We start from the raw sequence: 25,337 nt of genomic DNA on the forward strand, positions 1-25,337 counted from the left end.
GGTTAAACAAAAACTATATATTAAGGTATTTGTCTAAATAGTCAGAGCGCTCTTTTAAATTATTGATATAATTGTCTTCTTGATGTTCTGATATGATTTCATAATTGTATCTTCTAAAAGTTTGTATGATTTCATTCATGGCGCCCAAAGTTATTTTCAAAGTAACTTCAACACTCTCAACATCCGCTTCCGATATGAAAAGCCCTAAAAGTTTTCCGTTATTGCTTTCTATAATTTGAGTAATTTGACTCATGGAATAATCCAAAACTCCCTTTTTAACAACAATGATTCCGCCAGGTTCTTTTAGAAAAGGGGTTTCATGAAAAAATTTCATGATGTCCTCTATTTCATAATATCCTACATAGGTATTGTTTTCGTCCAAAACGGGAACTAAATTGGTGTGGTTTTTTGCAAAAACTTCTAAAACATCCAGCCACATCGTATTTGTTCTGGTAAAAAATCCTTCAAGAGTAAAACGGTAATCCGCTACTTTTTTATCACTGTCAAAAGTCTCTATATCTTCGGATGCTATACTGCCAATATAAACGCCCTCTTCAACAATTGGAAAATGTGAAAAGTGTAACTCACTAAAAAAGTCTTGAATAGCCGCAATAGAATCGAGGCTGTCAATCGCTTTAAAGTCATTGGTAATATATTCTGTAATTTCTGTCATAAATCAATCGGCAATATTTCATGCAAAATAATCAAAAATAAGCAAAATCTCCTAAGTTTTACTTTGTATTTTTGCTCCAAGTAAATACTAGTATCTAAATCAAAAAGTGTTCTAATGACAAAGTTAAGTGTAAACATCAATAAAATAGCTACTTTGCGAAATGCTCGCGGAGGAAATGTTCCCGATTTATTAAGAGTAGCCACCGATATTCAAAAGTTTGGTGCCGAAGGAATTACCATTCATCCCCGTCCGGATGAGCGTCACATTCGCTATCAAGATGCGCGAGATTTAAAGGCTATCGTTTACACCGAATATAATATTGAAGGAAATCCAGAGCAAACATTTATCGATCTTGTTCTTGAAATAAAACCAACTCAAGTCACTTTGGTGCCGGATGCAATCGATGCCATAACGTCTAATGCGGGTTGGGATACCATAAAACACGCTTCTTATTTAACCGAAATCGTTCAGGAATTTCAACGTAACGGAATCAGAACTTCCATTTTTGTGGATCCTGTTCTCGAAATGATTGAAGGCGCGAAGAAAATTGGAACTGAAAGAATCGAGTTGTACACCGAAGCATTTGCACATCAATACAGTTTAGGAAATCAAAACGGAATTTTGCCGTACACACAATCAGCAGTTTTGGCAAACGAACTTGGATTAGGAATCAACGCAGGTCACGATTTAAGTTTAGACAACATTCAGTTTTTTAAACAAAATATTCCGGGATTACTCGAAGTTTCTATCGGTCACGCATTAATTTCTGAAGCCATTTATCTGGGATTGGATAATGTGGTAAATATGTATTTGCAAAAATTAAAATAGTTTTTTAAACCATTAAGAAATTTAAGATAGATGAAGTCAAAAGCTTCATGACCTTATTTTCTTGATGGTTTGTAATTTAAATTATAACGTTAAAATCTAAAACCATATGCTTTTTTCAAAAATAGAAGGCTCAGGGCAACCACTTTTAATCCTCCACGGATTCTTGGGAATGTCCGATAATTGGAAAACACTCGGAACGCAATTTGCGGCTGATTTTCAAGTTCATATTCTCGATTTACGCAACCACGGTCGAAGTTTGCATTCAGAAGAGTTCAGTTATGAAATCATGGCGCAGGATGTTTACGAGTATTGCCAAGCTCATAATTTAGCAAACATAAATGTCATTGGTCATTCGATGGGTGGAAAAGTAGCGATGCTTTTGGCAACGACACATCCGGAATTAGTAAGTAAATTAATTGTGGCTGATATTGGACCAAAATTTTATCCGCAACACCATCAGGATATTTTGGCAGGATTGAATGCCGTTGATTTTTCAATAAAGCCAAGCCGAAGTGATGTCGAAGAAATTATGGAAAAGTATATTCCTGATTTTGGAACCAGACAATTCCTGATGAAAAATTTATTTTGGCAAGAGCCGGGACAACTTGCTTTCCGATTTAATTTGGCAGTATTTAATCATAAAATGGATGAAATAGGAGTTCCGTTATCGGATAATTCAATTTTTGAAAAGCCAACTCTTTTTATTCGCGGAGGAAAATCTAATTATATTTTGGACAGTGATTTCGAAAATATAAAACAACATTTTCCTGATTCAAGCATCGAAACGATTCCGAATGTAGGGCATTGGCTTCATGCCGAAAACCCAACTGAGTTTTACCAAAAAGTAAGTTCTTTTTTGAAATGAACGTGATAATTTTAAATTTTCACTACATTTATTAAAATTTTAAAACAAAAATCTATGAATTTACTGATCAAAATTCTTATCACTTCGGGCTTAGTATTGCTAATTGCGAATTTTATGCCGGGGGTTCATGTAGCAGGATTTACTACAGCATTAATCGTAGCAATTGTTCTGGGGTTACTTAATATATTTATCAAGCCAATATTGGTAATACTTACATTGCCGGTTACCATCATTACTTTAGGATTATTTTTATTGGTAATTAATGCATTAATGATTTTGTTGTGTACAAAAATTGTGGGCGGATTTAGCGTAGACACCTTTTGGACCGCCTTATTCTTTAGTATCATCTTGTCATTATTACAGTCCATAATGAATGGAATATTAGGCGAAGGAAAATAAGGAATTGTTTTAACATGTATTTGTGAATGAATTAATTTACAGTATTTGTATAATTTTATACCTTTGTGCTTCTATATAAGATAAACAATGTCGAAAAAGTTTTACATAGTGCTATTAGTTATGCTTGGTTTCTTTATGACACCAAGCGTGGCTTTTGCATGTGGAACAAAAACTGAGAAGGCATGTTGCAAAAAAGAATCCTCTTCAAAAAAGGATAAAAAAGAATGTTGTAAAAAAGAACAGTCTTCAAAAGAGAAATCTCATGAAGGTTGTAATGGTGCTTGTAAAAATGTTACTTGCAGCAGTTCAACCGTCTATTTAGGGATGACTTCGTTGTCTTACACTGAATTAAATAATCAACTTTTTAGTTTTTCTACTGAAAAACAAAATTACTATTACTCAGAAATCTTTATTTCTTCAGATTTCCGTTCTATTTGGCTTCCACCTAAAATAAGCTAAATTCCTTTCTCTGACAGCCAAAAGACTGTCTATTTCAAAGCATTTTATGCTTTTACAATCATTAAATTTTAGTCGAATACAATTTGAAATGTAGCAAAATGCGCTATTTTTTTCAATGTTTTTGCGACTAACTCAACTCAAAATTTTTCATACAATGAACTCAATAAAAAGAATATTGATGGCAATAACACTATTGCTTTCAGTTACAATTGCAAGCGCGCAAATTAAAAATGCTACAACAGAAACAGTAAAAATATACGGGAACTGTGACATGTGTAAAAGCAAGATAGAAACTGCCGGAACCCTGAAAAAAGTAGCGAAAGTCGAGTGGAATAAAGATTCCAAAATGGCAACACTTACGTATGATTCCTCTAAAACGACTCAAGACGAAATCTTGAAACGCATCGCTTTAGCCGGTTACGACAGCGATAAATTTCTTGCCCCGGATGATACTTACGATGCATTACATGGCTGTTGTCAATATGAAAGAGAAGCAAAAGTAGCCGTTTCAACAGAGATGAAGATGGAAAGCGCTACTGCAGAAAATCATGCAAACCACGCTGCAGTTGTAAAACAACAAGTGGATACGGAATTAAAAGTTGTTTTTGATACCTATTTCTTATTGAAAGATGCTTTGGTAAAAACAGACGGAAAAGCTGCCGCTACTGTTGCGAAAGACCTTTTGACAGCATTAAATGGAGTGAAAATGAATAATCTTGCTATGGATGTTCACATCGTTTGGATGAAAGAAATGAACGGTTTAAGGGCTGGTGCCAAGAATATTTCGGAAACACAAGACATCAAACGTCAAAGAGAAATTTTTATTCCTTTTTCAAAATCAATGTACGAATTGATAAAAGTGGCTAAATACGAAACTCCGGTTTACCTTCAGTTTTGTCCGATGGCTAATGACGGTAAAGGCGCAAACTGGTTGAGTAAAGAGAACGCGGTTAAAAACCCCTATTACGGTTCTCAAATGATGACTTGCGGAAAAACAGTCGAAACGATTCAATAACTGTATAAATGGAATATAAAATGAAAAAAATAATGCTGCTATTCAGTTTAATAATCAGTATTTCAACTGCAACTGCACAAATGAAAATTGGAGACAGCCTGCCTGATTTTCAACTTAAAAACAATAAAGAAGCAACAATAAATTTGACTTCTCTGAAAGGAAAAACAGTCTTGATTGATTTTTGGGCTTCTTGGTGTGCGCCTTGTAGACTGGCTAATAAAAAGTTGGCTCCTTTATACAATCAATATAAAAATGACAACTTCGAAATTGTTGGGATATCGCTGGATACGGACAAAACGAAGTGGATGAATGCTATTCAAAAAGATAAATTAGCTTACGAGCAATTAATCGATGCTAAAGGTTTTGATGCTAAATCAGCACTACTTTTTGGAGTAGAAGCATTACCTAATTCGTATCTATTTGATGCATCAGGAAAATTAGTTGCCATCAATCCAACGGAGCAAGAAATAATAATGCAAATAAAAAAATAAAGTATAATGAAAAATATAAATTTAAAATTCATTGGTATCGCTTGTTTGTTTTTAATAACAAGTATAAAATCCTATTCTCAAATTTCAAAAGCGGAAATAATTGCTACAGGTTTAACGTGTTCTATGTGTTCCAATGCGATAAACAAACAACTGAAAGCAACCGTTGGTGTGGACAGTGTGAGTACTGATTTGAATACGAATACCTTCACGGTTTATTTTAAAAAAGAAAGTAAAATAATGCCAAGAGCGCTGAAAGAAGGTGTTGAAAAAGCAGGTTTTTTTATCGGTTCATTAGTAATTACGGTACCTACAGAGAACTTAAAAATCGAAGGAGATAAAACCATTTCATTAAACGGTTCCACTTTCGTTTTATTGAATGAAGAACTTAAAAACAGTAACGGGGAAACAAAATTGAAGGTTTATGACAAAGGATATGTAACTCAAAAAGAGCATAAAAAACTGCTTAAAACGTTTTCAAAAACTGCTTCATATCCATTGGATAACGAAGACGATTACCATATCAAAACTGTAATTTAATGAGGAAGTTTTTAATCGCATTTTCGTTTTTTCTTATTCAAGGAATATCGGCTCAGGAACTTTTTGTGGTTACTGATCCGGCAAGCAATGTTCCTGCGGGTTCATTAGGAATTCGTTTGGGACAATCCATTTTTAAGGAACAAATGAAATCAGGATATAGTTATCATCTCATGCCCGAAGTTACGTGGGGTATCAATAAAAATTTGATGGTGAGAACATCAATGTTTGTTAGCAATAGAAGCAATCAATTGGTTACTGAAGGCGCCAGTTTTTATACTAAATATCGTTTCCTTTCCACGGATGATTTGCATAGTCATTTCAGGATGGCAGCATTTGGGAGATATAGTTTTAATAATGCCGATATCCATCAGGAACAGATAGAGATTATGGGGCATAATACTGGTTTTGAAATGGGAATAGTTGCTACGCAGCTTATAAAAAAGGTAGCCATAAGTGCTTCTGTCAGTTTTGAAAAAGCATTTGATAATAAACCGGATTACAGATTTCCAACAACACAAAGTGATAACGCTACCAATTATACAGTATCGTTAGGAAGATTGATGTATCCAAAAAAATACACTAATTTTAAGCAAACAAATATCAATACAATGCTTGAGTTTGTTGGACAGACATTAAACGAAAATGGTAAATCATATTTGGATGTTGTGCCTTCCATTCAATTTATTGTAAACAGCCAGGCACGGATTGATGTGGCATACAGACAAGAATTATACAGTTCTATGCTGCGTTCTGCGCCCAATGGATTTTATCTGAACTTAGAATATAACTTTTTCAATGTTTCAAAATAATACAAGTGATAATCATTATCATTTGAATTTTCAAAAAACAGTCGTCAAATAATACAGCAATTCGCTACAATAATTAACAATTAATAATTCATTAAATGAAAAATACAATCTTATCAATAATCACATTAGCATTAGTGTCGGTTTCTTGTAACCAAAAAAATAAAGAAACGGAAGCTGACAAACCGGTTGCAACCAAAACGACATCGGAATTGTATTCGTGTCCAATGCATCCTGAAGTTACCGGTGAAAAAGGAGCAGAATGTTCGGAATGTGGAATGGAACTATCAGAGAAAGTGGCGCAAATGCCAAAGGAGGAAAAAAATGATGCCGTAACGACTGATGTTGAAACAGAAAATACGGTAGCAACCACTAAAACTGTTGCTGCAAATTCGTTTACAATTAATGAAATAGTAAGCAGCTATTTAAAGCTTAAAAACGCATTGGTGAAAGATGATTCTAAAGCCGCAGCTAATGCTGGAAAAGGGTTGTATGCGACGTTTGAGAAAGTAAATTCGAATACTATTTCAAATGTAAAACTGAAAAACAAGTACAATGACATTGCCGAAAATGCAAAAAAACATGTCAAACATATTGGTGATAACGCCGGGAAAATAGATCATCAAAGAGAATATTTTGCACTGTTGAGCAAAGATGTACATGATTTGATAAAAACCTTTGGAACAGACCAAAAATTATATCAGGATTATTGCCCAATGTACAATGAAGGGAAATATGGCTATTGGATAAGTGAAACCAAAGACGTTAAAAATCCATATTACGGTTCTGAGATGTTAACTTGTGGCCGAATGGTGGAAGCAATTTAATAACGATGAAATTCTATATCAAAAATATGGTATGCGATCGCTGTAAAATGGTTGTGAAATCCGAACTCGAAAAGATTGGAATTTTTCCTGTTTCGGTGGAGTTGGGGGAAGTGGAACTATTAGAAAATTTCAAGGAGAATCAAAAGCAAGAGTTAGAAGTAAAATTACAATCGCTTGGATTTGAATTGTTAGAAGACAAAACAACGATACTTATAGAAAAGATTAAATGCCTAATTATTGATTTGGTACACCATCAAAATAATGAATTAAAAACCAATTTATCGCACTATTTGTCAGGGCAACTAGGGCAAGATTACAGTACTTTAAGTAATTTATTTTCAGAAGTTCAAGGCACAACTATTGAGCATTATTTTATTGCTCAAAAAATTGAAAAAGTAAAGGAGTTATTAATGTATAAAGAATTAACTTTAAGTGAAATTGCAATTAAATTGAATTACAGCGATGTAGCGCATTTGAGTAATCAGTTTAAAAAAATCACGGGCGTAACGCCAACTCATTTTAAACAATTAAAAGTAAATAACAGATTGCAAATTGATGGATTGTAAAATTTACAAATCATTTCCAAAATTCTACAACAAGTCAAAATATCAGGTCGAGTACCTTTGAACTGTAGAAATGAATCTTTAGTTTAATATTTTAATAATAGAAAAAATGAAAACATTAATTATCGTACTAAGCGTGTTCTTAGCAGTAAATTCAATGGCATCAGCTCAAGAAGCTGTAAAATCTTCCCAAAAGGAAATGCATAAAGAAATGTATTCGTGTCCCATGCACCCAAAAGAGATGAGCAGTAAAGAAGGAGAGTGCAGTAAATGTGGAATGAAATTAGTAAAAACATTACAACACGACACTTCAGGTAAAGGGAAAAAAACAGAAGTAGTTACAAAATACGTTTGCAAAATGGACGGCACAACTGCTGATAAACCTGGAAAATGCTCTAAATGCGGAATGAAAATGACTCCTCAGGACGTTCAAAAACCGGCCTATTCTTGTCCAATGCACCCGAAAGAAATGAGTGATAAACCAGCTAAATGTCCCAAATGTGGTATGCAAATGACTCCAAAAAAAAGTGACAAAAAAGAAGAGAATCATCAACATTAAAATTTTTTAAAATCGGTTCTATACTTTTTGTAGAACCGATTTTTTTTAATTCAACATTATGAAACATACCTATACAATCACTGGAATGTCTTGCGACGGTTGTCGTTCTAAGGTCGAAAAAACATTGAATGCTATCGATGGAATTCAAGCGACAGTTACTTTGGATCCGCCAATAGCAACGATAACAATGGATGAACACCTTCCCACGGCTAAATTACAAGAGACCTTAACTGCAGCTGGAAACTATACAATTGCCATGAATAATGCGACTGATTCTCATGAAGCTACCGAAAAGCCAATCGAAAAATCGTGTTGCAGTTCAAATAAACAAATAGAGAAACCAACCGTAATTTTACCCGCTAATTCACAAGGTAAATACTATTGCCCGATGCATTGTGAGGGCGAAAAAGTCTATGATAAACCCGGAAGTTGCCCGGTGTGCGGAATGAATTTGGAAAAAGTGCCAGAATTAAGTGCTGCAAAAACAATGTACACGTGTCCCATGCATCCCGAAGTAATCAAAGACGGTCCCGGTTCGTGTCCCATTTGCGGAATGGATTTAGTGCCAATGGAACCTACCGATTCTGAAGAAAATAAGGTGTACAATGATTTGGTGCGCAAAATGAAAATAGCGGTAGTCTGTACAGTTCCTATTTTTATTATTGCCATGTCAGATATGATTCCGAATAATCCATTAATGAAAATTATGGATACACAAAACTGGAATTGGGTGCAATTAATACTCTCGCTTCCAGTCGTTTTTTATGCGTGTTGGATGTTTTTTGAGCGCGCTTTGAAATCCATTGTTACTTGGAATCTCAATATGTTTACCCTTATCGGAATTGGTACAGGCGTGGCATTTTTATTTAGTTTAGTCGGAATGTTTTTTCCAGCTGTTTTCCCGGATGAATTCAAAACGCATAACGGAACGGTTTCGCTCTATTTTGAAGCAACAACAGTCATATTAACATTGGTTTTATTAGGACAATTGTTAGAAGCCAGAGCACACAGCCAAACAAGTGGGGCGATAAAAGAATTGTTGAAATTAGCGCCGACCGAAGCAGTTTTGGTACGCGATGGAAAAGATACGGTCATCTCGATTCACGACATAAAAAAAGGCGATTTATTGCGGGTAAAACCTGGAGATAAAATCCCGGTGGATGGAAAAATCACCGATGGCGAAAGTACCATTGATGAATCGATGATTACGGGAGAACCTATTCCTGTTGATAAAAAAATAGGCGACAGCATTAGTTCCGGAACGATAAACGGCAATAAATCCTTTGTGATGATTGCTGAAAAAGTAGGTTCGGAAACCTTGCTTTCGCAAATTATACAAATGGTCAATAACGCCAGTCGTTCGAAAGCACCGATTCAGAAACTAGCGGATAAAATCGCTAAATATTTTGTGCCAATTGTGGTTTTTGTATCTGCAATTACCTTTTTTGTTTGGGCACAATTTGGTCCTGAACCCGCAATGGTTTATGGTTTTATCAATGCAATTGCCGTATTGATAATTGCCTGTCCGTGCGCTTTGGGATTGGCTACGCCCATGTCGGTGATGGTTGGTGTTGGGAAAGGAGCACAATCGGGAGTTTTGATAAAAAACGCCGAAGCACTGGAAAACATGAACAAAGTAAATGTTCTGATTACCGATAAAACAGGAACCATCACGGAAGGAAAACCTTCTGTGGAGAAAGTATTTTCCTTGAATAATGAAGAAGATTCTTTGCTGCAAAGCATCGCATCTTTAAATCAGTACAGCGAACATCCTTTGGCGCAAGCCGTAGTCAATTTTGCGAAAGCGAAAGCAGTTTCATTAATCGAAGTCAAGGATTTTGAAGCTATTTCAGGCAAAGGAGTCATTGGGACAGTAACCAACAAAAAAGTGGCGCTCGGAAATAAAAAATTAATGGAGCAGGTGAATGCAAAGGTTTCCGAAGAATTAGAAAATAAAATCACAGCCGAACAAAAACTGGGAAAAACGGTTTCTTATATTTCAGTGGACGGAATCGCAGTGGGATTTGTATCGATAACTGACGCCTTAAAAGCAACAAGTGTCGAAGCAATAAAAGAACTTATGCGCCAAGGAGTTGAGGTGATTATGCTAACGGGCGATAATGAAAATACAGCAAAAGCAGTGGCGACACAATTGAATTTAAGTTCGTTTAAAGCCAGTTGTTTGCCCGAAGACAAGCTGAAAGAAATAAAACGATTGCAATCCGAAGGGAAAATTGTGGCTATGGCAGGTGACGGAATCAACGACGCTCCCGCTTTGGCGCAAGCCGACATTGGAATTGCGATGGGAACCGGAACAGATGTGGCTATTGAAAGCGCGAAAATAACATTGGTGAAAGGTGATTTGCAAGGCATTGTAAAAGCCAAAAATTTAAGTCATGCCGTGATGAAAAATATCAAGCAAAATCTATTCTTTGCCTTTTTCTATAATGTGTTGGGAATTCCAATTGCTGCGGGTGTTTTGTATCCGTTTTTTGGAGTGTTGCTTTCGCCAATGATTGCGGCTTTGGCGATGAGTTTCAGCTCTGTTTCCGTAATTGCAAATGCGTTGCGATTGCGAAATTTAAAATTATAACAAGAAATCGGCATGAAGAATGGCGATGCCATGTTCCGCTAAAAAACAGTATCTTAATATGAAAAAACACTCCATAATTATAATCTTGCTTTTTGCTTTGAATGCTGCCGCGCAAAAAGTAGTTCGTTACGATTTATATGTTCGGGATACGATTGTCACTTTTGGTGATAAACCCAAAAGAGCAATTGCCGTAAACGGACAAATTCCCATGCCAACACTCACGTTTACCGAAGGCGATATTGCCGAAATTTATGTGCATAATGAATTAAATGAAGATACTTCGTTGCATTGGCACGGATTATTTTTGCCCAATAAAGAAGACGGCGTGCCTAATTTGACACAAATGCCCATCAAACCTCATACTACCCATAAATATACGTTCCCAATTATTCAACACGGGACGCATTGGTATCACAGTCACACGGGTTTGCAGGAACAAATTGGGATGTACGGTTCTTTTGTAATGAATAAAAAATCGGATGATCCAACCTTTAGAAAAGGAATTGATGATTTGCCAACCGTTCCAATTATTCTGAGTGAATGGACGGATATGAAACCGGAAAATGTGCATCGAATGTTACACAATGCGACGGACTGGTTTGCGATTCAAAAAGGAACTACGCAAAGCTATTCTGAAGCTATAAAAGCGGGACATTTTAAGACAAAAGTCACCAACGAATGGAAACGAATGAACGCCATGGATGTAAGTGATGTGTATTACAATAAATTCCTGATCAACGGGAAAAATGAAAGCCAGCTTTCGCAGTTTAAGGCGGGAGATAAAGTCCGATTGCGGATTTCCAATGGTGGTGCTTCTACCTATTTTTGGTTGAATTATGCCGGAGGAAAAATCACCGTGGTTGCCAGTGATGGAAATGATGTGGAGCCTGTTGAAGTCGACCGATTAATCGTTGCTGTTTCTGAAACGTATGATGTTGTTGTAACGATTCCTGCCGATAAAACGGCGTATGAGTTTTTAGTCACTTCGGAGGATCGAACGAAATCGGCTTCGTTGTATTTAGGAGATGGCATCAAGCAACTGATTTCACCTTTGCCAAAATTAAAGTATTTTGAAGGGATGAAAATGATGAACGGCATGATGAAAATGAATGGCGATTTAGATGATATGGGCATGCAAATGTCACTGAATCAAATGGACATGAATGTGGTGATGTATCCTGAAATTACTGGAAACAGTCAAAAGGAGAAAGGCGAAAGTCAGAAAAATGATGAACATGCCAATCACAATCAGTACGATTCTAATGCACTTTCGGATATCACGACATTGAATTATGCGATGCTAAAATCACCCACGAAAACAACTTTGCCAACTGACGCACCCGTAAAAGAATTGCGGTTTGAATTATCAGGAAACATGAATCGGTATGTTTGGAGTCTGGACAATAAAGTAGTTTCGGAAGCCGATAAAATTCTAATTAAAAAAGGAGAGAATGTTCGAATTGTACTCTTCAACGGCTCCATGATGCGCCACCCGATGCATTTACACGGACATGATTTTAGAGTGCTGAACGGTAAAGAAGCATTCGCGCCGCTGAAAAACATCATTGACATTATGCCGATGGAAACCGATACGATTGAGTTTAATGCAAATGTTAAAGGCGATTGGTTTTTTCATTGTCACATTCTCTATCACATGATGGCGGGAATGGGAAGGGTTTTTAGTTATGAAAATCAAGAACCAAATCCTTTGATTCCAAATCCAAAATTAGCGCAACGCAAATTGTTTGCTGATGACAGAGCTTTTCATGTGATGGCCGAAAATGATTTTGCCACCAATGGAAACGATGGAATGTTGATGATTCAAAACACGCGTTGGAGTATTGGTACCGAATGGCGTTTGGGCTACACCAATCACCACGGGTATGAAACCGAAACGCACATTGGGCGTTACATCGGGAAAATGCAATGGCTGATGCCGTTTATTGGTTTTGACTGGAGGTATCGAAAAATGGAAATGGGAGAAATGGAAGAGAATCTTTTTGGTCAAACCAATACCAAAGACAATCGCGCTGTTTTCAGTGCCGGAGTCGAATATACGTTGCCAATGCTCATCAAAGCACAAGCCGAAGTATTTACAGACGGGAATTTCAGATTGCAATTTGAACGCATGGATATTCCAGTTTCCAAAAGATTGCGCATGAATTTAATGTGGAATACGGACAAAGAATACATGGCGGGTTTGCGCTATATTGTCAAGAGAAATTTTGGGATTACCACGCATTACGACAGTGATATGGGATTAGGTTTTGGATTGAGTTTGAATTATTAAAAACGGAATACTTTGTTTTTGTAATTTTGGAAAAAATATAGTGCTATGGTACAACTTTCAGAAATCTGGATCTATCCTGTAAAATCATTAGGTGGAATTAAATTGCAAGAAGCTCAAGTGACCGATCGTGGTTTGGAACACGACCGCCGTTGGTTGTTGGTTGATGAAAACGGATTGTTTCTGTCGCAAAGGGAACACTCGGAATTAGCTCTTTTTCAACCTGAAATTGCAGGAGATTTTCTGAATATTACACATCGCGTACAATTAGAAACAATACAACTTCCGTTGCATCAATCTTTTTCGGAGACCAAAACTAAAATTGATGTGATGGTTTGGGAGGACTCCATTCAAGCGTATGAAGTCGATTCGGTTATTTCAGATTGGTTTTCCCGAATATTGGGATTCTCTGCTCGTTTGGTTTACATGCCCGAAGAAAGTCACCGAAAAGTAGAGGCCAAATATGCCGTTACAGAAGCTGATATTAATTCTTTTTCGGATGGTTATCCTTTTTTGTTGATTGGTCAATCGTCTTTGGATGATTTGAATTCGCGTATGAAGGAAGCGCTGCCGATGAATCGGTTTCGACCTAATTTTGTTTGTACAGGCAGTGACGCTTATGAAGAAGAATCTTGGAAAGAATTCACAATTGGTGAACTAACTTTTTTTGGTGTGAAACCTTGCGGGAGATGTATAATGACAACAGTAGACCAAGAAAAAGGAGTGACCTCAGGAAAAGATCCTTTACGGACTTTGGCAAAATACAGAACAGTAGGGAATAGCGTGTTGTTTGGGCAAAACTTGATAGGTTCTGGAACTGGTCTTGTTGCTGTTGGTGATGCTATTGCTGTTTTGATTTCTATTTAAGTTTCCTAATTTCTTACTCAAATTTATAGCTTTTTGAAATAGCTAAAAAGTCGGGAGACGTCTAAGCGCAACCCGACTTTTAATACTATTCTTGTTTATAGCTTGTGTGTTATAACGTATTTATGAGCAATCAAATCAATCTTTTTTATGTTGTTCCGTATGATTTTGATTTCCGTGAATCGTATGGTCTCCCACATTCATTCCGTTTGACATTCCGATCATAAAGGCGGTTATAATTAGCATAATTTTTCTTTTTGCCCAATGAATAGGGCGTTTAGATTCCTCTAAACGTGTTTTAGTTTTGTGTTTATACATTTTGTAAATGATAAATGATTAGACATTTGGTATCCTCTTTATGCATGGAATTGCATAAATGCGTTGAAAGAAATTTCTAGGCTGTGTATAAACTTTTACAGGAATTTCGGGAAGTAATCATCTCATTTATAAAAATGTATTGAGATGCAAATGAACGTACTTTTTGATAAAGCTGCGTTTGTGATTTTAGAAGAACGGGAATTTGAAGACTAAAAATATCTTGAAATTGGAGATAAGCTAACTGAAATTGGAATACCGTTTTTTCAGCCGAATTTATCTGATGGAACACATATAATTTCGAACCTTTATGGTTTAATTCTCGTCTTAGAATTACGTTCGAGAATTGGTAATAATCTGCTGAATTTGATGGAGAATCTAAAGCACCATCATTCACCATCAGGCCAAAAGCCAGAAAGAGGGAAAGAAGATATTTTAGATACTTTGTCAATCTATTTAGATTTAAATATAACTTCAAAAGTACAAAAGTAACGTTGAATTAAGGACTATTTTTTTATTATTTGTGTTCACAAGCGTTGTCTTTCATTAGATTTTAGATTTGTTCTTTGAAAAATCAGCTTGTTTTAAAAAAAACTTATTTGTGGTAGCTGTTAGTTCTGAATTGATTACAATTTACAAGTTCAATACAAGCTGTTTTTATATGAAGGTTTTTGGGTTTGGCTTTGAGCATCTCAAAAATAGTGCTATTTTTGCACCCGAAATAGAAAAACAAGGCCCGTTCGTCTATCGGTTAGGACGCATGGTTTTCATCCATGTAAGAGCGGTTCGATTCCGCTACGGGCTACAATTCTAAATAACAATCTTAAAAAGCCTCGAAAATTATTTTTCGGGGCTTTTTTTGTTATTGGATTTGGCTGTTGTTTTATTATTTGCTCATTATTGTAGGCGTAAAGTCAGAGACGTTTGCCAGCTTTTACAAGAAATTTATTCTTTGAAAGAACACTTTTCGGAGCCTGGTTTTGCCTAATCATCCTTACGCTAGCGCGAGCGTCCCGCTCGTGCCCACTATCAAAATCAATTCAAATCTATCTCTAAAATCGTTTGATCATTATTTCCGTAATTTCTGGCACTACTATATTTCCAATCGATGGGATCAGTTACAAAACCAGATTCGACTGGATTGTAATGTATATAATTAAGTTTTTGTTCAAAAACCTTTAATGACCAAATTTCTATTGGATGATTATCTTGTTGCCAAAATTGTCTATGCTTTACATTACTATTCTTTTTTCCTGCTCGTTCCATCATCCAAAGCATCCATTCTCGTCGGCTTTCTTGAGCATTTTCTTCGATTGTTTGAAGCATTTTTTTTGATGTGAATCCTTTGAAATCTCGCATCAACCCGGATGGGTCGCCGATTCCTGAGCGAAATATTAAATGAACATGGCTTGGTATAATACAATATCCATAAATTTCCATCGCCTTATTTTTTCTGCAAAAGTCCAATGATTCTATAATATTCCCAAAATAGGCATCCCTTGTAAATACATCTATCCAATTTATTGTAGCAAAACTTATAAAATAAGCTCCTGTACTTTCTCCAAATTTATATTTTGTGCTCATAGATTTGCTTGTATTTAAGTACTCAAACCACTCCAGTTATCAGTCCGAAAAACTAATTAAATTCCTTCTAACTCTTCCTTTAAAAGCAGAAAAAAACTTGACTTTTTTTAGATTTATCTTTTTGTTTTTTCCTGCTCTTGTTTGTGGGCACGAGCGGGACGCTCGCGCTAGCGGGGCAAAGCTTACAAAATATGCTCCTGTACTTTCTCCAAATTTATATTTTGTACTCATAGATTTAGCTTTTTGTTTTTCTAACTCTTGTTTGTGGTCACGAGCGGGACGCTCGCGCTAGCGATATATGCTCAAGCCAGCGGGGCACGAGTGGAGTTTAGATTGGTTGGCTTACGCTTGCGCGAGCGTCCCGCTCGTGCCTGTTTTTATTTTTTTTAATTTTTGTTTCTGTTTTTGGTCACGAGCGGGGGGACGCTCGCGCTAGCGATGCACGCTAAAGCCAGCGGGGGTTTGCTTCGTTCCTCGCAAGGACTCTGCTGGACAAAGTTTCCCGACTTTGTATCTAATCCTATATGCCGTTAATACTTTACACTCACTATATTATTTGCTCATTATTGTGGGCGCAAAGTCAGAGAAGTTTACGCAGCTTATACGATAAATTTATTCTTTGAAAGAACACTTTGCGGAGCTGGTTTTTTATTTCTCTTTCATTTTAGTGTATAAAATTTCATTCCCATTTTGTAATAATTTTAAAAATAAGCCTATTGATTCATCAGTTTCTCCCATTTGATTATCTTCAACAATGTAAGTCCATTCTTCATTTTCAAAAGTATAAATGTGTCCGCCCATTGTGCCTTGTTTTTCAATCTTGCCATTTGTCATTATTAATCCTGGTTCATCACTTTCATTTTTGGGTTTATTCCAAGTTGCATACCTTAAGTTTTCGTTATTCATTCTGTCAATTCTAATTATAAATTTTTCATTTTGACAATGAATTAGATTTCCTCTAACATTTAATTCTGAATTAAATTTTTGTTTTGCTGTTTGCTTTTCCTTCGGTAATATTTGCTTTTCTCTTTTTTCTAACTCCAATTCTTTCTTCAAAAGTTTATTTTCTTTTTCTAAAGCATTGTTGTTTTTCTCCGAATTATTGCAAGAGAAAAGAAGTATGGCTATGATAACTAAAATATTTTTTTTCATGGTATATATTGTTTTTTTAATTTTGGCGTAAAAATTACCCTCTTACGTTTTTTTTCGGTCACGAGCGGGACACTCGCGCTAGCGGGGATCGGAAATTATTGTCTACAAAAATATGGGTCGATTTCTCCTGCTTTTGGCGCAAATGAATTGTCATAACACATGTGTAACTTTCTAGATGAAATTGATTGAACTTTTGCGTTTACAGAAGTTCCTCTATCGCTTTCTGGTGCTGATGCGGATTTATCTTGTTTTGCTGGGATATTATAAATCGTTACTATTTCGGTTTTATAAATTCCACCACTATCTTTTATATAGTCAACAGCTACATTTACTTCGTTTAGCAAATATTCAGTATTATTTGTTACAATAATATCCAAATTACTGATTCCGCCAAGTTCGTTATACGAATATTGATTCGTGCTTGCTTCAACATATTGTTCAATGTTATTTCGATAACTTCTGTTTTTAATAGTTAGTTCTTCGTTTATTCGGTCTTGTTCATCATCAACAGAAACAGCTGAACTGTCAATTATAATAAGTTCTCCATTTTCGTCATAATTTGGTTCATAATTTGTTGAAGCATAAATTATAAGACCGAAAAACAAAACTGATAAAACTCCAACGCCAATTAAAATATTTCGTAATGTTTTTTTCTTTTTTGGTGCAAAGTTTTGATTATTTTCATAAACTGGATTTGAAAATATTGGTGGATTTGAATTTTGTTGAGTAAAATTTTCAAATTTCGGTGGAGAAACATTTGAGTTTAATATTGATTTTAATTCTTCTATATTGTTTGCAGTTGTCCAATTTTGCAATCCTCCATGCCAAATTGGTGTTTCATTTTTAAGTTGCATCGTTTTCAATTGTTCAAAGTCAAATGGTCCAACTTCACATTGTCCATTATGAATAAAATATTTTTTCATAAATATATTTTCTTTTTTTTAGTTTTCTTCTTCCAGTTTGTTGAGGATTCTTGTCGTCTACTTGTTGATAACGAAAACAAACTTTCGTAAAACATACACAATTTTGGGTAGATTGGCGAAAGTTTGTTTCACTTTATTTATTTCAAATGTATAAAAAAAAGATATAAAAATAGAATTTTTGGATAAATAGGGTTGTCATGGAATCTGGTTTTGCGTGAAGGATGGCAGTGAAAATCCTTTTATGAAGCGTAGCGCAATAAAAGATTGTAACGTACAGCCTGACCCAAAGTTGCGAGGAGGAACGACGAAGTAATCTGCAGGGACACGCCCAAATTATTTTCCTTTTCTGGCCTGTGATTTTGTCAAATAACTGCCTAAAATTCAATCCCGTCCCGAAGCTTCGGGATCGTGAATAAAAAGCTTGTTTGGGTTGCAAAAATTTTATAATTTTGCAACCCAATTTTATTATGTAAATTAAAGAAGAAGATGGATATCAAAAGAGTAGCAATAGACGCTGTGAATGAAACAATTGTAATGACTGTTGTTCACATGGATTACAAAGGACAAGTTGCAAAAAGAATTAACGAAAAAATGCCTTTGGCAACTGTTAAGGGATTTAGAAAAGGAGCGGTGCCTAAAGATCTTGTTGAAAAACAATACGGTAAAGGGATTAAACAAGAAGAAGTTCAGAAAGTTGTTGATTTGGCTCTAGAGCGTTTCGTACAATCTGAAAGATTAAACCTTCTTGGAACGCCACTTCCTAAAGTAAACGAAGATTTTTCTTGGGATGCTGAAGAATTGGTTTTTGAATATGAAATTGGATTGGTTCCAAACTTCACTTTAGACTTAGATGCTAAAAACGACATCGTAAAATATGTGGTTACTGCTGACGATAAATTAATCGACGGTCAAGTGGAAAGAATCCAAAAACAATTTGGAACTGCAATTCCTCAAGAGGTTGTTGCTGCAGATTCAGATGTAACAGGAACATTCACTAACGAAGAAAAAGGAATTAATAACGCTACCACTATTGCTGCTGATCTTTTCAAAGACAAAGCGACTTGGGATTTATTCACAGGTAAAAAAGTAGGTGATGTAGTGACTGTAAATACTAAAGGTTTATTTGAAGACGACCACCAATTGATGGACGTGATGAAAGTAAGTCATGATGACGTTCACGGTTTAGATGTTGATGTAAACTTCACCATCGAAGCTATCAACACTGCTGAATTAGCAGAATTGAACCAAGAATTGTTTGACAAATTGTTTGGAGCTGGAACTGTTTCTTCACTAGAAGAATTGAAAGCTAAAATCAAAGAAGATGCTGAAAATCAATTTGCACAACAAGCTGACCAAAAATTATTAGGTGATGTTACTGAGTTCTTAATCGAAAGCACAAAATTTGATTTACCAGCTGAATTCCTTAAAAAATGGTTGCAAACTGTAGGTGAGAAAAAATTATCTCCTGAAGAAGCTGAAGTAGAATATGCACGTTCTGAAAAAGGATTGCGTTTTCAATTGATCGAAGGTAGAGCTATGGCTCAATCTGACATCAAAATCACTTTTGAAGACTTGAAAACATTCACTACAAAAAATATCCGTCAACAAATGGCGCAATTCGGGCAAACAAATCCTACTGACGAAGAAGTTCAAGGAATTGTAGCTAGAGTTTTGTCTAACCAAGACGAAGTGAAAAGACTTTCTGACCAAGTTGTTGCTGAGAAATTATTGGAATTGTTCAAAGAAAAAGCAAATCCAACAACTAAAGAAGTAACTTACGAAGAATTTATTGCTGCTTCTTACGGAGAATAAATTCTAGTCTTAAAATCAAATGTCATAAAGTCAAAAGTTGAAAAATGGGAATCAAATTTCGTTAGTTGTTTCAAATTTTAAGATTTTATTACAAAGACAAAACAATAAAAAATAGTTATATTTGAGCGTCAGAAAAAATATTTTTTGGCGCTCTTTTGTTTGAATTAATTTCAGGAGCCAATCCAGCTGTACGTTTCAAGTTTTTTCTTCCGTTTCTGTTTTTTAAATTCCTGCAAGAGCTTCTTCCAGTCGCTTTGCAAGAATAAAAAAACTAAAAAACGGAATTCAAAAAGCTTTTCTCTTCCATCTGGGCTAAAAAATAAGACATATTGACATCATTTATAAAGAGGTATGACCTTTGCATTAAATGGAATCACAAGATATAACGTAAAACTTAGAACAAAAAAATATGAACTACGGTAAAGAATTTAAAAAATTTGCTACAAAGGACCACGGCGTAAACTCCATGTATTACGATAAAATCGTAGGCGCAATGACTCCTAAAAACATGACTCCATATATCATTGAAGAACGTCAGTTGAATATTTCACAATTAGACGTTTTCTCCAGATTGATGATGGACAGAATTATTTTCCTTGGAACAGGAATTGACGACCAAATTGCAAACATCGTTCAAGCACAGTTATTGTTCCTTGAAAGCGCCGATGCTTCTAAGGATATTCAAATTTATTTGAATTCTCCAGGAGGAAGCGTTTACGCAGGATTAGGGATTTATGACACCATGCAATACATCAAACCAGATGTAGCAACAATTTGTACAGGAATGGCAGCTTCTATGGGAGCAGTGTTGTTATGTGCAGGTGCTGCAGGAAAACGTTCAGCTTTGCCACATTCAAGAGTAATGATTCACCAGCCATCAGGAGGAGCGCAAGGGGTTGCTACTGATATGGAAATCAACTTACGTGAAATGTTGAAACTGAAAGATGAGTTATACAAAATTATCTCTCACCACTCTGGACAAACTTTCGAGAAAGTACACAATGACAGCGAGCGTGATTATTGGATGATTGCCGAAGAAGCAAAAGCATACGGAATGATTGATGAAGTTTTAATAAGAGGATAAAAATAGTTACAAGTTTAAGGTTTGAGGTTTAAGGTTGCTGCGGGAACTTTAAACTTTAAACTTTTTAAACTTTAAACAAAAAAAGAATGGCAAAAGTAGTATTAGAGTGTTCGTTTTGTGGAAGAAAGAAGCCAGAAACCCAATTATTGATTGCTGGTATCAATGCCCATATTTGTGATAAATGTATCGAACAAGCACACGGAATTGTTTTAGAAGAATTAAAATCCAGCGGAAGTTCAAAGCTGGTTGGAGATTTGATTTTGAAAAAACCAAAAGAAATCAGAGCGTTCTTGGATCAATATGTAATTGGACAGGACCAAACTAAAAAAGTAATGTCGGTTGCAGTTTACAATCACTACAAACGTTTGATGCAACAGCAATTAGACGATGAAGTTGAGATTGAAAAAAGTAACATCATCATGGTGGGACAAACAGGAACAGGAAAAACATTGGTGGCTAAAACCATTGCAAAAATGTTGGATGTCCCTTTAGCTATTGTTGATGCAACAGTACTTACAGAAGCAGGTTATGTAGGAGAAGATGTCGAAAGTATTTTGACGCGTCTTTTGCAAGCAGCTGATTATGATGTTGCCAAAGCAGAACGCGGAATTGTATTCATTGACGAAATAGATAAAATTGCACGTAAAAGTGACAATCCGTCTATTACGCGTGACGTTTCCGGTGAAGGGGTGCAACAAGCATTATTGAAATTATTGGAAGGAACTGTTGTGAATGTGCCACCAAAAGGAGGACGCAAGCACCCAGACCAAAAATTTGTTGAGGTCAATACTCAGAATATTTTGTTTATCGCCGGTGGTGCTTTTGATGGAATTGAAAGAATTATTTCGAAACGATTGAACCGTCAAGCCGTAGGGTATTCTACTTCAAAAAATGTGGATAACATTGACAAAGACAATTTGTTGCAATACATTATCCCAAAAGACATCAAAGATTTTGGATTGATTCCGGAGATTATAGGTCGTTTGCCAGTATTGACACACATGGATCCTTTAGACAGAGAAACCTTGCGTGCAATTTTGACACAGCCTAAAAATGCGTTAATCAAACAATACGAAAAATTATTTTTGATGGATGAAGTAACTTTTACCATCACTGACGAGGCCCTGGATTTTATTGTTGATAAAGCATTAGAGTATAAATTAGGCGCTCGTGGATTGCGTTCTTTATGTGAAGCTATCTTAACAGATGCGATGTATGAACTGCCAAGTTCTGATGATAAAACATTAGAAATTGATGTTGAATATGCTAAAGAAACGTTGAATAAAAATTTATTGAAACGTTTGGAGATTGCATCCTAAAAAATGCATTTTTCTTAAAAATACAAACCTGTTCATTCATTTGGACAGGTTTTTTTATGGATTATTTTAAAGTTATATTATTGATTATAAAATCAAAACGGAGTTTAAATATTTTGTAAATTTATAATCGCAAAATTTAAAAAAATAGCTAGAAATGATAACAGTACAAAATACAATAAATGCTCCTATAGAAAAAGTTTGGGAATTTTGGACTTTGCCAGAACACGTCATGAAGTGGAACAATGCCTCAGAGGATTGGCATACTCCTTTTGCTGAAAATGACTTGAAAGTGGGTGGGAAATTCAAATACACCATGGCTTCAACAGACGGTACAATGCGTTTTGATTTCGAAGGAGTTTATACGAATGTGGTGAATTCTTCTTTAATAGAATACGAAATGGCTGATGGGAGAAAAGTGAAAATTGTTTTTGAAAAAGATGCAGAAGGCATAAAAGTAATAGAAAGTTTTGACCCGGAAACAGTAAATCCTGAAGAAATGCAGAAAAATGGCTGGCAGGCAATTTTGGATAATTTTAAAAAATATGTTGAAAATACAACCCTTTAAAAACGTACAAAATGACAAAGCAAATATGGCTTAATTTGCCGGTAAAAGAGGTGGCGAGATCAAAAGCATTTTTCGCTAAAATAGGTTTTTCTTTTAATGAACAATACGCTACTCCGCAATCAACATGCTTGTCAGTTGGAGCTACTCATTTTGCAGTTATGCTTTTTGAGGAAGCGGTATTTGAAGGTTTTGTGCGAAATAATATTACAGATACACAATCAAGTTCCGAAGTATTAATTTCAATTGATGCAGAAAGCAGGGAGGAAGTGGATGAGCTCACCAAGAAAGTAGAAGAAGCCGGAGGTATAGTTTTTGACAAGCCAGCCGAAATTCAAGGGTGGATGTACGGCTGTGGTTTTGCGGATTTAGACGGACATCGCTGGAATATGTTATACATGGATTTTAGTAAAAGCCCAAACAGTAGGATTTAAGTCAATTTAAAAAACAAACAAAATGGCAACACTGGAATTTAAAATCGAGATAAATGCCCCCAAAGAAAAAGTTTGGGAGATTTTATGGAATGAAGAAACATACAAACAATGGACCTCCATTTTTTGTGAGGGGTCTTATGCAGAAAGCGATTGGAAAGAAGGCAGTAAAATTCATTTTTTATCTCCAAACGGGGACGGGATGAACAGCATTATTTTCAAAAAAATTGATAATGAATACATGGCTTTTAAACATTTGAGTGAAATCAAAAAATTTCAGGAAATGCCTGTTGATGATGCGACTCAAGAATGGACGGGTGCCATGGAAATGTACCGTTTGACCGAAGACAATGGAATTACTGTTTTAGAAGCTAAAATGGATGCAGTCGAAAAATACATCGATTATTTCAAAACGACATGGCCAAAAGCGTTAGATTTGGTAAAGAAACTTTCAGAAGAGAAATAATATATTAATTTAAAAATCACAATCATGGCAGCAATTAATCCGTACTTAGTTTTTAATGGAAACTGCGAAGAAGCATTTCTATTTTATAAATCAGTATTTGGTGGGGAATTCCCTTATATTGGAAAATTTAAAGACATGCCGCCGGCAGAAGGGAATCCCGTGCTTTCTGAAGCGGAAGGCAATAAGATTATGCATGTTACTTTGCCTATCGGTGACGGGACAATCCTGATGGGAAGCGACAGTAATTCGGCAAGTGGCGAAGTTGCTTTTGGACAAAATATTTCACTTTCAATTAATGCTGCGAGTAAAGAAGAAGCAGATAAATTGTTTAACGGACTTTCGGCAGGAGGAACGGTTACCATGCCAATGAATCAAACCTTTTGGGGTGCTTATTTTGGAATGTTTGCTGATAAATTTGGAATCAATTGGATGGTGAATTTTGACGAAAATGAAAAATAATTAGCGTTAAAACAAATTCGGGCGTACTCTTGGATTGCGTTTTTCTCATAAAAATAAACCTGTTCATTCATTTGGGCAGGTTTTTTTATAGGTAATTTAAACTATTTGTTATTGTTTAAAAAAAGGAACATTATTTTTTTTTATCAACGTCAGATTGACGATTTTTGTCCATTCTAAATCAAATAATTATAAAATGCAGGTACAAGACATAGAGGTTATTTTATTAAAAGTTTCTGGTCAGGATAAACCAGGGGTAACAGCTGGTTTAACATCCATCTTGGCGACTTATGATGCCATTATTTTAGATATTGGACAAGCAGATATTCATGATACGCTATCTTTAGGTATTTTATTTGAAATAAAAGCGGGGTCTTCCTCTGGACCTGTTTTAAAAGATTTATTGTTTAAAGCCTATGAATTAGGTGTTAAAGTTAAGTTTATTCCCATTTCTATTGCTGATTACGAAATTTGGGTAAAAGCACAACGCAAACAACGCTATATCATCAATGTTTTGGGAGAAACATTAACAGCGGTACAATTAGCGGCTGTGACTAGAATTTTGTCCAACCAAAATTTAAATATTGACGCTATCAAAAGATTAACGGGTAGGGTTTCTATCATTGATAAAGAAGAGTTTCCCCGTTCATGCATACAATTATCGGTAACGGGAACGATTGTCGATAAAACGTTCATGACGGCCAGTTTTATGGAGATTTCCAGAACATTGGATGTAGATATTTCTTTTCAAGAAGACAATATGTATAGAAGAAATAGGCGTTTGGTGTGTTTTGATATGGATTCGACCTTGATTCAAACGGAAGTAATTGATGAATTGGCTGAGTTAGCGGGTGTGGGTGAGCAAGTAAAAGCCATCACGGAAGCAGCGATGAATGGCGAAATTGATTTTAGCGAAAGCTTCAAACAACGTATGGCTTTGTTAGAAGGTTTGAGTGAAGAGGTACTGCAAAGTGTTGCTGAAAATTTGCCTATAACAAAAGGAGCGCATCGCTTGATGAAAGCCTTGAAATATTACGGCTATAAAACGGCTATATTATCAGGAGGATTTACCTATTTTGGTCATTATTTGCAAAAAGAACTAGGAATTGATTACGTTCACGCCAATGAATTGGAAATTAAAGACGGGAAATTGACGGGTAACTATCTTGGCGAAATTGTGGATGGTAAAAAGAAAGCAGAATATCTAAAAGCCATAGCATTAAAAGAAGGCATTCACATCAATCAAACTATTGCTGTGGGTGATGGAGCCAATGATTTACCAATGTTGAATTTAGCAGGTTTAGGAATTGCTTTTCATGCCAAACCTACGGTAAAAGAAAAAGCAGAAAGTTCTATTTCCAGTTTAGGCCTCGATGGTGTTTTATACCTGTTAGGGTATCACGACAGACATATTGATATGATGGAGGAGGAATAAAAGATTCCAATAATTATAAAAAAAGGCTGTCC

The 25,337-nt window shown here is 35.6% G+C and carries 28 protein-coding genes and 1 tRNA gene; 23 read left to right on the plus strand and 6 right to left on the minus strand.

Annotated features, from left to right (window positions below; all coding sequences use genetic code 11):
- Nucleotides 1-13: 13 nt before the first annotated feature.
- Nucleotides 14-673 (minus strand): CBS domain-containing protein, encoded by a 660-nt coding sequence (locus QLS31_RS02170; protein ID WP_282742252.1) that lies wholly within the window; start codon nucleotides 671-673, stop codon nucleotides 14-16.
- Nucleotides 674-787: 114 nt separating this feature from the next.
- On the opposite strand from QLS31_RS02170, the gene QLS31_RS02175 reads away from it, so the two are divergent.
- The 14 genes from QLS31_RS02175 to QLS31_RS02240 all read left to right on the plus strand — a co-directional run bounded on the left by QLS31_RS02175 (nucleotide 788) and on the right by QLS31_RS02240 (nucleotide 13,769).
- A complete protein-coding gene (locus QLS31_RS02175; RefSeq protein ID WP_121342842.1) occupies nucleotides 788-1,501 on the plus strand; it encodes a pyridoxine 5'-phosphate synthase in 714 nt (237 codons plus the stop codon).
- A gap of 106 nt (nucleotides 1,502-1,607) precedes the next feature.
- A complete protein-coding gene (locus QLS31_RS02180; RefSeq protein ID WP_282742255.1) occupies nucleotides 1,608-2,366 on the plus strand; it encodes an alpha/beta fold hydrolase in 759 nt (252 codons plus the stop codon).
- A gap of 54 nt (nucleotides 2,367-2,420) precedes the next feature.
- Nucleotides 2,421-2,765 carry a phage holin family protein gene (locus QLS31_RS02185; RefSeq protein WP_099714356.1) on the plus strand — a complete coding sequence of 115 codons (345 nt, stop codon included), beginning with the start codon at nucleotides 2,421-2,423 and terminating at the stop codon, nucleotides 2,763-2,765.
- A gap of 87 nt (nucleotides 2,766-2,852) precedes the next feature.
- On the plus strand, nucleotides 2,853-3,224 hold the full coding sequence (locus QLS31_RS02190; protein WP_282710800.1) for a hypothetical protein: 372 nt from the start codon (nucleotides 2,853-2,855) through the stop codon (nucleotides 3,222-3,224).
- A gap of 154 nt (nucleotides 3,225-3,378) precedes the next feature.
- Nucleotides 3,379-4,239 (plus strand): DUF3347 domain-containing protein, encoded by an 861-nt coding sequence (locus QLS31_RS02195; protein ID WP_282742257.1) that lies wholly within the window; start codon nucleotides 3,379-3,381, stop codon nucleotides 4,237-4,239.
- Nucleotides 4,240-4,259: 20 nt separating this feature from the next.
- Entirely contained in the window at nucleotides 4,260-4,730 is a 471-nt protein-coding gene (locus QLS31_RS02200) for a TlpA disulfide reductase family protein (RefSeq protein WP_282742259.1), read from the plus strand.
- Nucleotides 4,731-4,736: 6 nt separating this feature from the next.
- Nucleotides 4,737-5,267 carry a heavy-metal-associated domain-containing protein gene (locus QLS31_RS02205; protein ID WP_282742261.1) on the plus strand — a complete coding sequence of 177 codons (531 nt, stop codon included), beginning with the start codon at nucleotides 4,737-4,739 and terminating at the stop codon, nucleotides 5,265-5,267.
- Nucleotides 5,267-6,076: a hypothetical protein gene (locus QLS31_RS02210; RefSeq protein ID WP_282742263.1), complete on the plus strand. Its 810-nt coding sequence runs from the start codon at nucleotides 5,267-5,269 to the stop codon at nucleotides 6,074-6,076. The genes QLS31_RS02205 and QLS31_RS02210 overlap by 1 nt, the downstream gene beginning before the upstream one ends.
- A 95-nt stretch (nucleotides 6,077-6,171) precedes the next feature.
- The gene (locus tag QLS31_RS02215) at nucleotides 6,172-6,900 is read left to right on the plus strand and encodes a DUF3347 domain-containing protein (protein ID WP_282742265.1); all 729 of its coding nucleotides are present in this window, start codon (nucleotides 6,172-6,174) and stop codon (nucleotides 6,898-6,900) included.
- A 5-nt stretch (nucleotides 6,901-6,905) separates the two neighbouring features.
- The gene (locus QLS31_RS02220) at nucleotides 6,906-7,466 is read left to right on the plus strand and encodes an AraC family transcriptional regulator (RefSeq protein ID WP_282742267.1); all 561 of its coding nucleotides are present in this window, start codon (nucleotides 6,906-6,908) and stop codon (nucleotides 7,464-7,466) included.
- A 106-nt stretch (nucleotides 7,467-7,572) separates the two neighbouring features.
- On the plus strand, nucleotides 7,573-8,022 hold the full coding sequence (locus tag QLS31_RS02225) for a heavy metal-binding domain-containing protein (RefSeq protein ID WP_282742269.1): 450 nt from the start codon (nucleotides 7,573-7,575) through the stop codon (nucleotides 8,020-8,022).
- Between the two features lie 58 nt (nucleotides 8,023-8,080).
- The gene (locus QLS31_RS02230; RefSeq protein WP_282742271.1) at nucleotides 8,081-10,615 is read left to right on the plus strand and encodes a heavy metal translocating P-type ATPase; all 2,535 of its coding nucleotides are present in this window, start codon (nucleotides 8,081-8,083) and stop codon (nucleotides 10,613-10,615) included.
- Nucleotides 10,616-10,673: 58 nt separating this feature from the next.
- On the plus strand, nucleotides 10,674-12,905 hold the full coding sequence (locus QLS31_RS02235; protein WP_282742273.1) for a multicopper oxidase domain-containing protein: 2,232 nt from the start codon (nucleotides 10,674-10,676) through the stop codon (nucleotides 12,903-12,905).
- Nucleotides 12,906-12,950: 45 nt separating this feature from the next.
- The gene (locus tag QLS31_RS02240) at nucleotides 12,951-13,769 is read left to right on the plus strand and encodes an MOSC domain-containing protein (protein WP_282742275.1); all 819 of its coding nucleotides are present in this window, start codon (nucleotides 12,951-12,953) and stop codon (nucleotides 13,767-13,769) included.
- Nucleotides 13,770-13,904: 135 nt separating this feature from the next.
- Here QLS31_RS02240 and QLS31_RS02245 read toward each other — a convergent pair whose 3' ends face one another.
- Nucleotides 13,905-14,084, minus strand: a complete 180-nt coding sequence (locus QLS31_RS02245) for a hypothetical protein (protein ID WP_091165592.1) — start codon at nucleotides 14,082-14,084, stop codon at nucleotides 13,905-13,907.
- Nucleotides 14,085-14,160: 76 nt separating this feature from the next.
- Nucleotides 14,161-14,532, minus strand: coding sequence for a hypothetical protein (locus QLS31_RS02250; RefSeq protein WP_282742277.1), 372 nt, complete (start codon nucleotides 14,530-14,532; stop codon nucleotides 14,161-14,163).
- 282 nt (nucleotides 14,533-14,814) lie between these two features.
- On the opposite strand from QLS31_RS02250, the gene QLS31_RS02255 reads away from it, so the two are divergent.
- A tRNA-Glu gene (locus QLS31_RS02255) sits at nucleotides 14,815-14,886 on the plus strand.
- A gap of 230 nt (nucleotides 14,887-15,116) precedes the next feature.
- Here the strand turns inward: QLS31_RS02255 and QLS31_RS02260 are convergent.
- The 3 genes from QLS31_RS02260 to QLS31_RS02270 form a co-directional block, all read right to left on the minus strand.
- Nucleotides 15,117-15,665 (minus strand): transposase, encoded by a 549-nt coding sequence (locus tag QLS31_RS02260; protein ID WP_282742279.1) that lies wholly within the window; start codon nucleotides 15,663-15,665, stop codon nucleotides 15,117-15,119.
- A gap of 648 nt (nucleotides 15,666-16,313) precedes the next feature.
- Nucleotides 16,314-16,817, minus strand: a complete 504-nt coding sequence (locus QLS31_RS02265) for a hypothetical protein (protein WP_282742281.1) — start codon at nucleotides 16,815-16,817, stop codon at nucleotides 16,314-16,316.
- Between the two features lie 95 nt (nucleotides 16,818-16,912).
- Entirely contained in the window at nucleotides 16,913-17,740 is an 828-nt protein-coding gene (locus QLS31_RS02270) for a DUF4339 domain-containing protein (protein WP_282742283.1), read from the minus strand.
- 486 nt (nucleotides 17,741-18,226) lie between these two features.
- On the opposite strand from QLS31_RS02270, the gene QLS31_RS02275 reads away from it, so the two are divergent.
- The 8 genes from QLS31_RS02275 (at nucleotide 18,227) to serB (ending at nucleotide 25,305) form a co-directional block, all read left to right on the plus strand.
- Nucleotides 18,227-19,552 carry a trigger factor gene (locus QLS31_RS02275; RefSeq protein ID WP_282742285.1) on the plus strand — a complete coding sequence of 442 codons (1,326 nt, stop codon included), beginning with the start codon at nucleotides 18,227-18,229 and terminating at the stop codon, nucleotides 19,550-19,552.
- A gap of 409 nt (nucleotides 19,553-19,961) precedes the next feature.
- Nucleotides 19,962-20,636: an ATP-dependent Clp endopeptidase proteolytic subunit ClpP gene (gene clpP / locus QLS31_RS02280; RefSeq protein ID WP_039108847.1), complete on the plus strand. Its 675-nt coding sequence runs from the start codon at nucleotides 19,962-19,964 to the stop codon at nucleotides 20,634-20,636.
- Between the two features lie 86 nt (nucleotides 20,637-20,722).
- Complete coding sequence (gene clpX, locus QLS31_RS02285; protein ID WP_282742287.1) at nucleotides 20,723-21,955, plus strand: ATP-dependent Clp protease ATP-binding subunit ClpX; 1,233 nt, start codon at nucleotides 20,723-20,725, stop codon at nucleotides 21,953-21,955.
- Between the two features lie 154 nt (nucleotides 21,956-22,109).
- On the plus strand, nucleotides 22,110-22,520 hold the full coding sequence (locus QLS31_RS02290; protein ID WP_282742289.1) for an SRPBCC family protein: 411 nt from the start codon (nucleotides 22,110-22,112) through the stop codon (nucleotides 22,518-22,520).
- Nucleotides 22,521-22,531: 11 nt separating this feature from the next.
- A complete protein-coding gene (locus QLS31_RS02295; RefSeq protein WP_282742291.1) occupies nucleotides 22,532-22,951 on the plus strand; it encodes an extradiol dioxygenase in 420 nt (139 codons plus the stop codon).
- Between the two features lie 22 nt (nucleotides 22,952-22,973).
- Nucleotides 22,974-23,414 (plus strand): SRPBCC domain-containing protein, encoded by a 441-nt coding sequence (locus QLS31_RS02300; protein WP_282742293.1) that lies wholly within the window; start codon nucleotides 22,974-22,976, stop codon nucleotides 23,412-23,414.
- A 24-nt stretch (nucleotides 23,415-23,438) separates the two neighbouring features.
- Nucleotides 23,439-23,873: a VOC family protein gene (locus QLS31_RS02305; protein WP_282742295.1), complete on the plus strand. Its 435-nt coding sequence runs from the start codon at nucleotides 23,439-23,441 to the stop codon at nucleotides 23,871-23,873.
- A 193-nt stretch (nucleotides 23,874-24,066) separates the two neighbouring features.
- Entirely contained in the window at nucleotides 24,067-25,305 is a 1,239-nt protein-coding gene (gene serB / locus QLS31_RS02310; protein ID WP_099714378.1) for a phosphoserine phosphatase SerB, read from the plus strand.
- Nucleotides 25,306-25,337: the final 32 nt, after the last annotated feature.

The organism is Flavobacterium sp. XS2P24 (genome assembly GCF_030010285.1).
GTDB classification, from domain to species: domain Bacteria; phylum Bacteroidota; class Bacteroidia; order Flavobacteriales; family Flavobacteriaceae; genus Flavobacterium; species Flavobacterium algoritolerans.

Coding starts and splice junctions, on each gene's coding strand:
- QLS31_RS02170 (WP_282742252.1), bottom strand. CDS start 673: ATGACAGAAATTACAGAATATATTACCAATGACTTTAAAGCGATTGAC.
- QLS31_RS02175 (WP_121342842.1), top strand. CDS start 788: ATGACAAAGTTAAGTGTAAACATCAATAAAATAGCTACTTTGCGAAAT.
- QLS31_RS02180 (WP_282742255.1), top strand. CDS start 1,608: ATGCTTTTTTCAAAAATAGAAGGCTCAGGGCAACCACTTTTAATCCTC.
- QLS31_RS02185 (WP_099714356.1), top strand. CDS start 2,421: ATGAATTTACTGATCAAAATTCTTATCACTTCGGGCTTAGTATTGCTA.
- QLS31_RS02190 (WP_282710800.1), top strand. CDS start 2,853: ATGTCGAAAAAGTTTTACATAGTGCTATTAGTTATGCTTGGTTTCTTT.
- QLS31_RS02195 (WP_282742257.1), top strand. CDS start 3,379: ATGAACTCAATAAAAAGAATATTGATGGCAATAACACTATTGCTTTCA.
- QLS31_RS02200 (WP_282742259.1), top strand. CDS start 4,260: ATGAAAAAAATAATGCTGCTATTCAGTTTAATAATCAGTATTTCAACT.
- QLS31_RS02205 (WP_282742261.1), top strand. CDS start 4,737: ATGAAAAATATAAATTTAAAATTCATTGGTATCGCTTGTTTGTTTTTA.
- QLS31_RS02210 (WP_282742263.1), top strand. CDS start 5,267: ATGAGGAAGTTTTTAATCGCATTTTCGTTTTTTCTTATTCAAGGAATA.
- QLS31_RS02215 (WP_282742265.1), top strand. CDS start 6,172: ATGAAAAATACAATCTTATCAATAATCACATTAGCATTAGTGTCGGTT.
- QLS31_RS02220 (WP_282742267.1), top strand. CDS start 6,906: ATGAAATTCTATATCAAAAATATGGTATGCGATCGCTGTAAAATGGTT.
- QLS31_RS02225 (WP_282742269.1), top strand. CDS start 7,573: ATGAAAACATTAATTATCGTACTAAGCGTGTTCTTAGCAGTAAATTCA.
- QLS31_RS02230 (WP_282742271.1), top strand. CDS start 8,081: ATGAAACATACCTATACAATCACTGGAATGTCTTGCGACGGTTGTCGT.
- QLS31_RS02235 (WP_282742273.1), top strand. CDS start 10,674: ATGAAAAAACACTCCATAATTATAATCTTGCTTTTTGCTTTGAATGCT.
- QLS31_RS02240 (WP_282742275.1), top strand. CDS start 12,951: ATGGTACAACTTTCAGAAATCTGGATCTATCCTGTAAAATCATTAGGT.
- QLS31_RS02245 (WP_091165592.1), bottom strand. CDS start 14,084: ATGTATAAACACAAAACTAAAACACGTTTAGAGGAATCTAAACGCCCT.
- QLS31_RS02260 (WP_282742279.1), bottom strand. CDS start 15,665: ATGAGCACAAAATATAAATTTGGAGAAAGTACAGGAGCTTATTTTATA.
- QLS31_RS02265 (WP_282742281.1), bottom strand. CDS start 16,817: ATGAAAAAAAATATTTTAGTTATCATAGCCATACTTCTTTTCTCTTGC.
- QLS31_RS02270 (WP_282742283.1), bottom strand. CDS start 17,740: ATGAAAAAATATTTTATTCATAATGGACAATGTGAAGTTGGACCATTT.
- QLS31_RS02275 (WP_282742285.1), top strand. CDS start 18,227: ATGGATATCAAAAGAGTAGCAATAGACGCTGTGAATGAAACAATTGTA.
- clpP (WP_039108847.1), top strand. CDS start 19,962: ATGAACTACGGTAAAGAATTTAAAAAATTTGCTACAAAGGACCACGGC.
- clpX (WP_282742287.1), top strand. CDS start 20,723: ATGGCAAAAGTAGTATTAGAGTGTTCGTTTTGTGGAAGAAAGAAGCCA.
- QLS31_RS02290 (WP_282742289.1), top strand. CDS start 22,110: ATGATAACAGTACAAAATACAATAAATGCTCCTATAGAAAAAGTTTGG.
- QLS31_RS02295 (WP_282742291.1), top strand. CDS start 22,532: ATGACAAAGCAAATATGGCTTAATTTGCCGGTAAAAGAGGTGGCGAGA.
- QLS31_RS02300 (WP_282742293.1), top strand. CDS start 22,974: ATGGCAACACTGGAATTTAAAATCGAGATAAATGCCCCCAAAGAAAAA.
- QLS31_RS02305 (WP_282742295.1), top strand. CDS start 23,439: ATGGCAGCAATTAATCCGTACTTAGTTTTTAATGGAAACTGCGAAGAA.
- serB (WP_099714378.1), top strand. CDS start 24,067: ATGCAGGTACAAGACATAGAGGTTATTTTATTAAAAGTTTCTGGTCAG.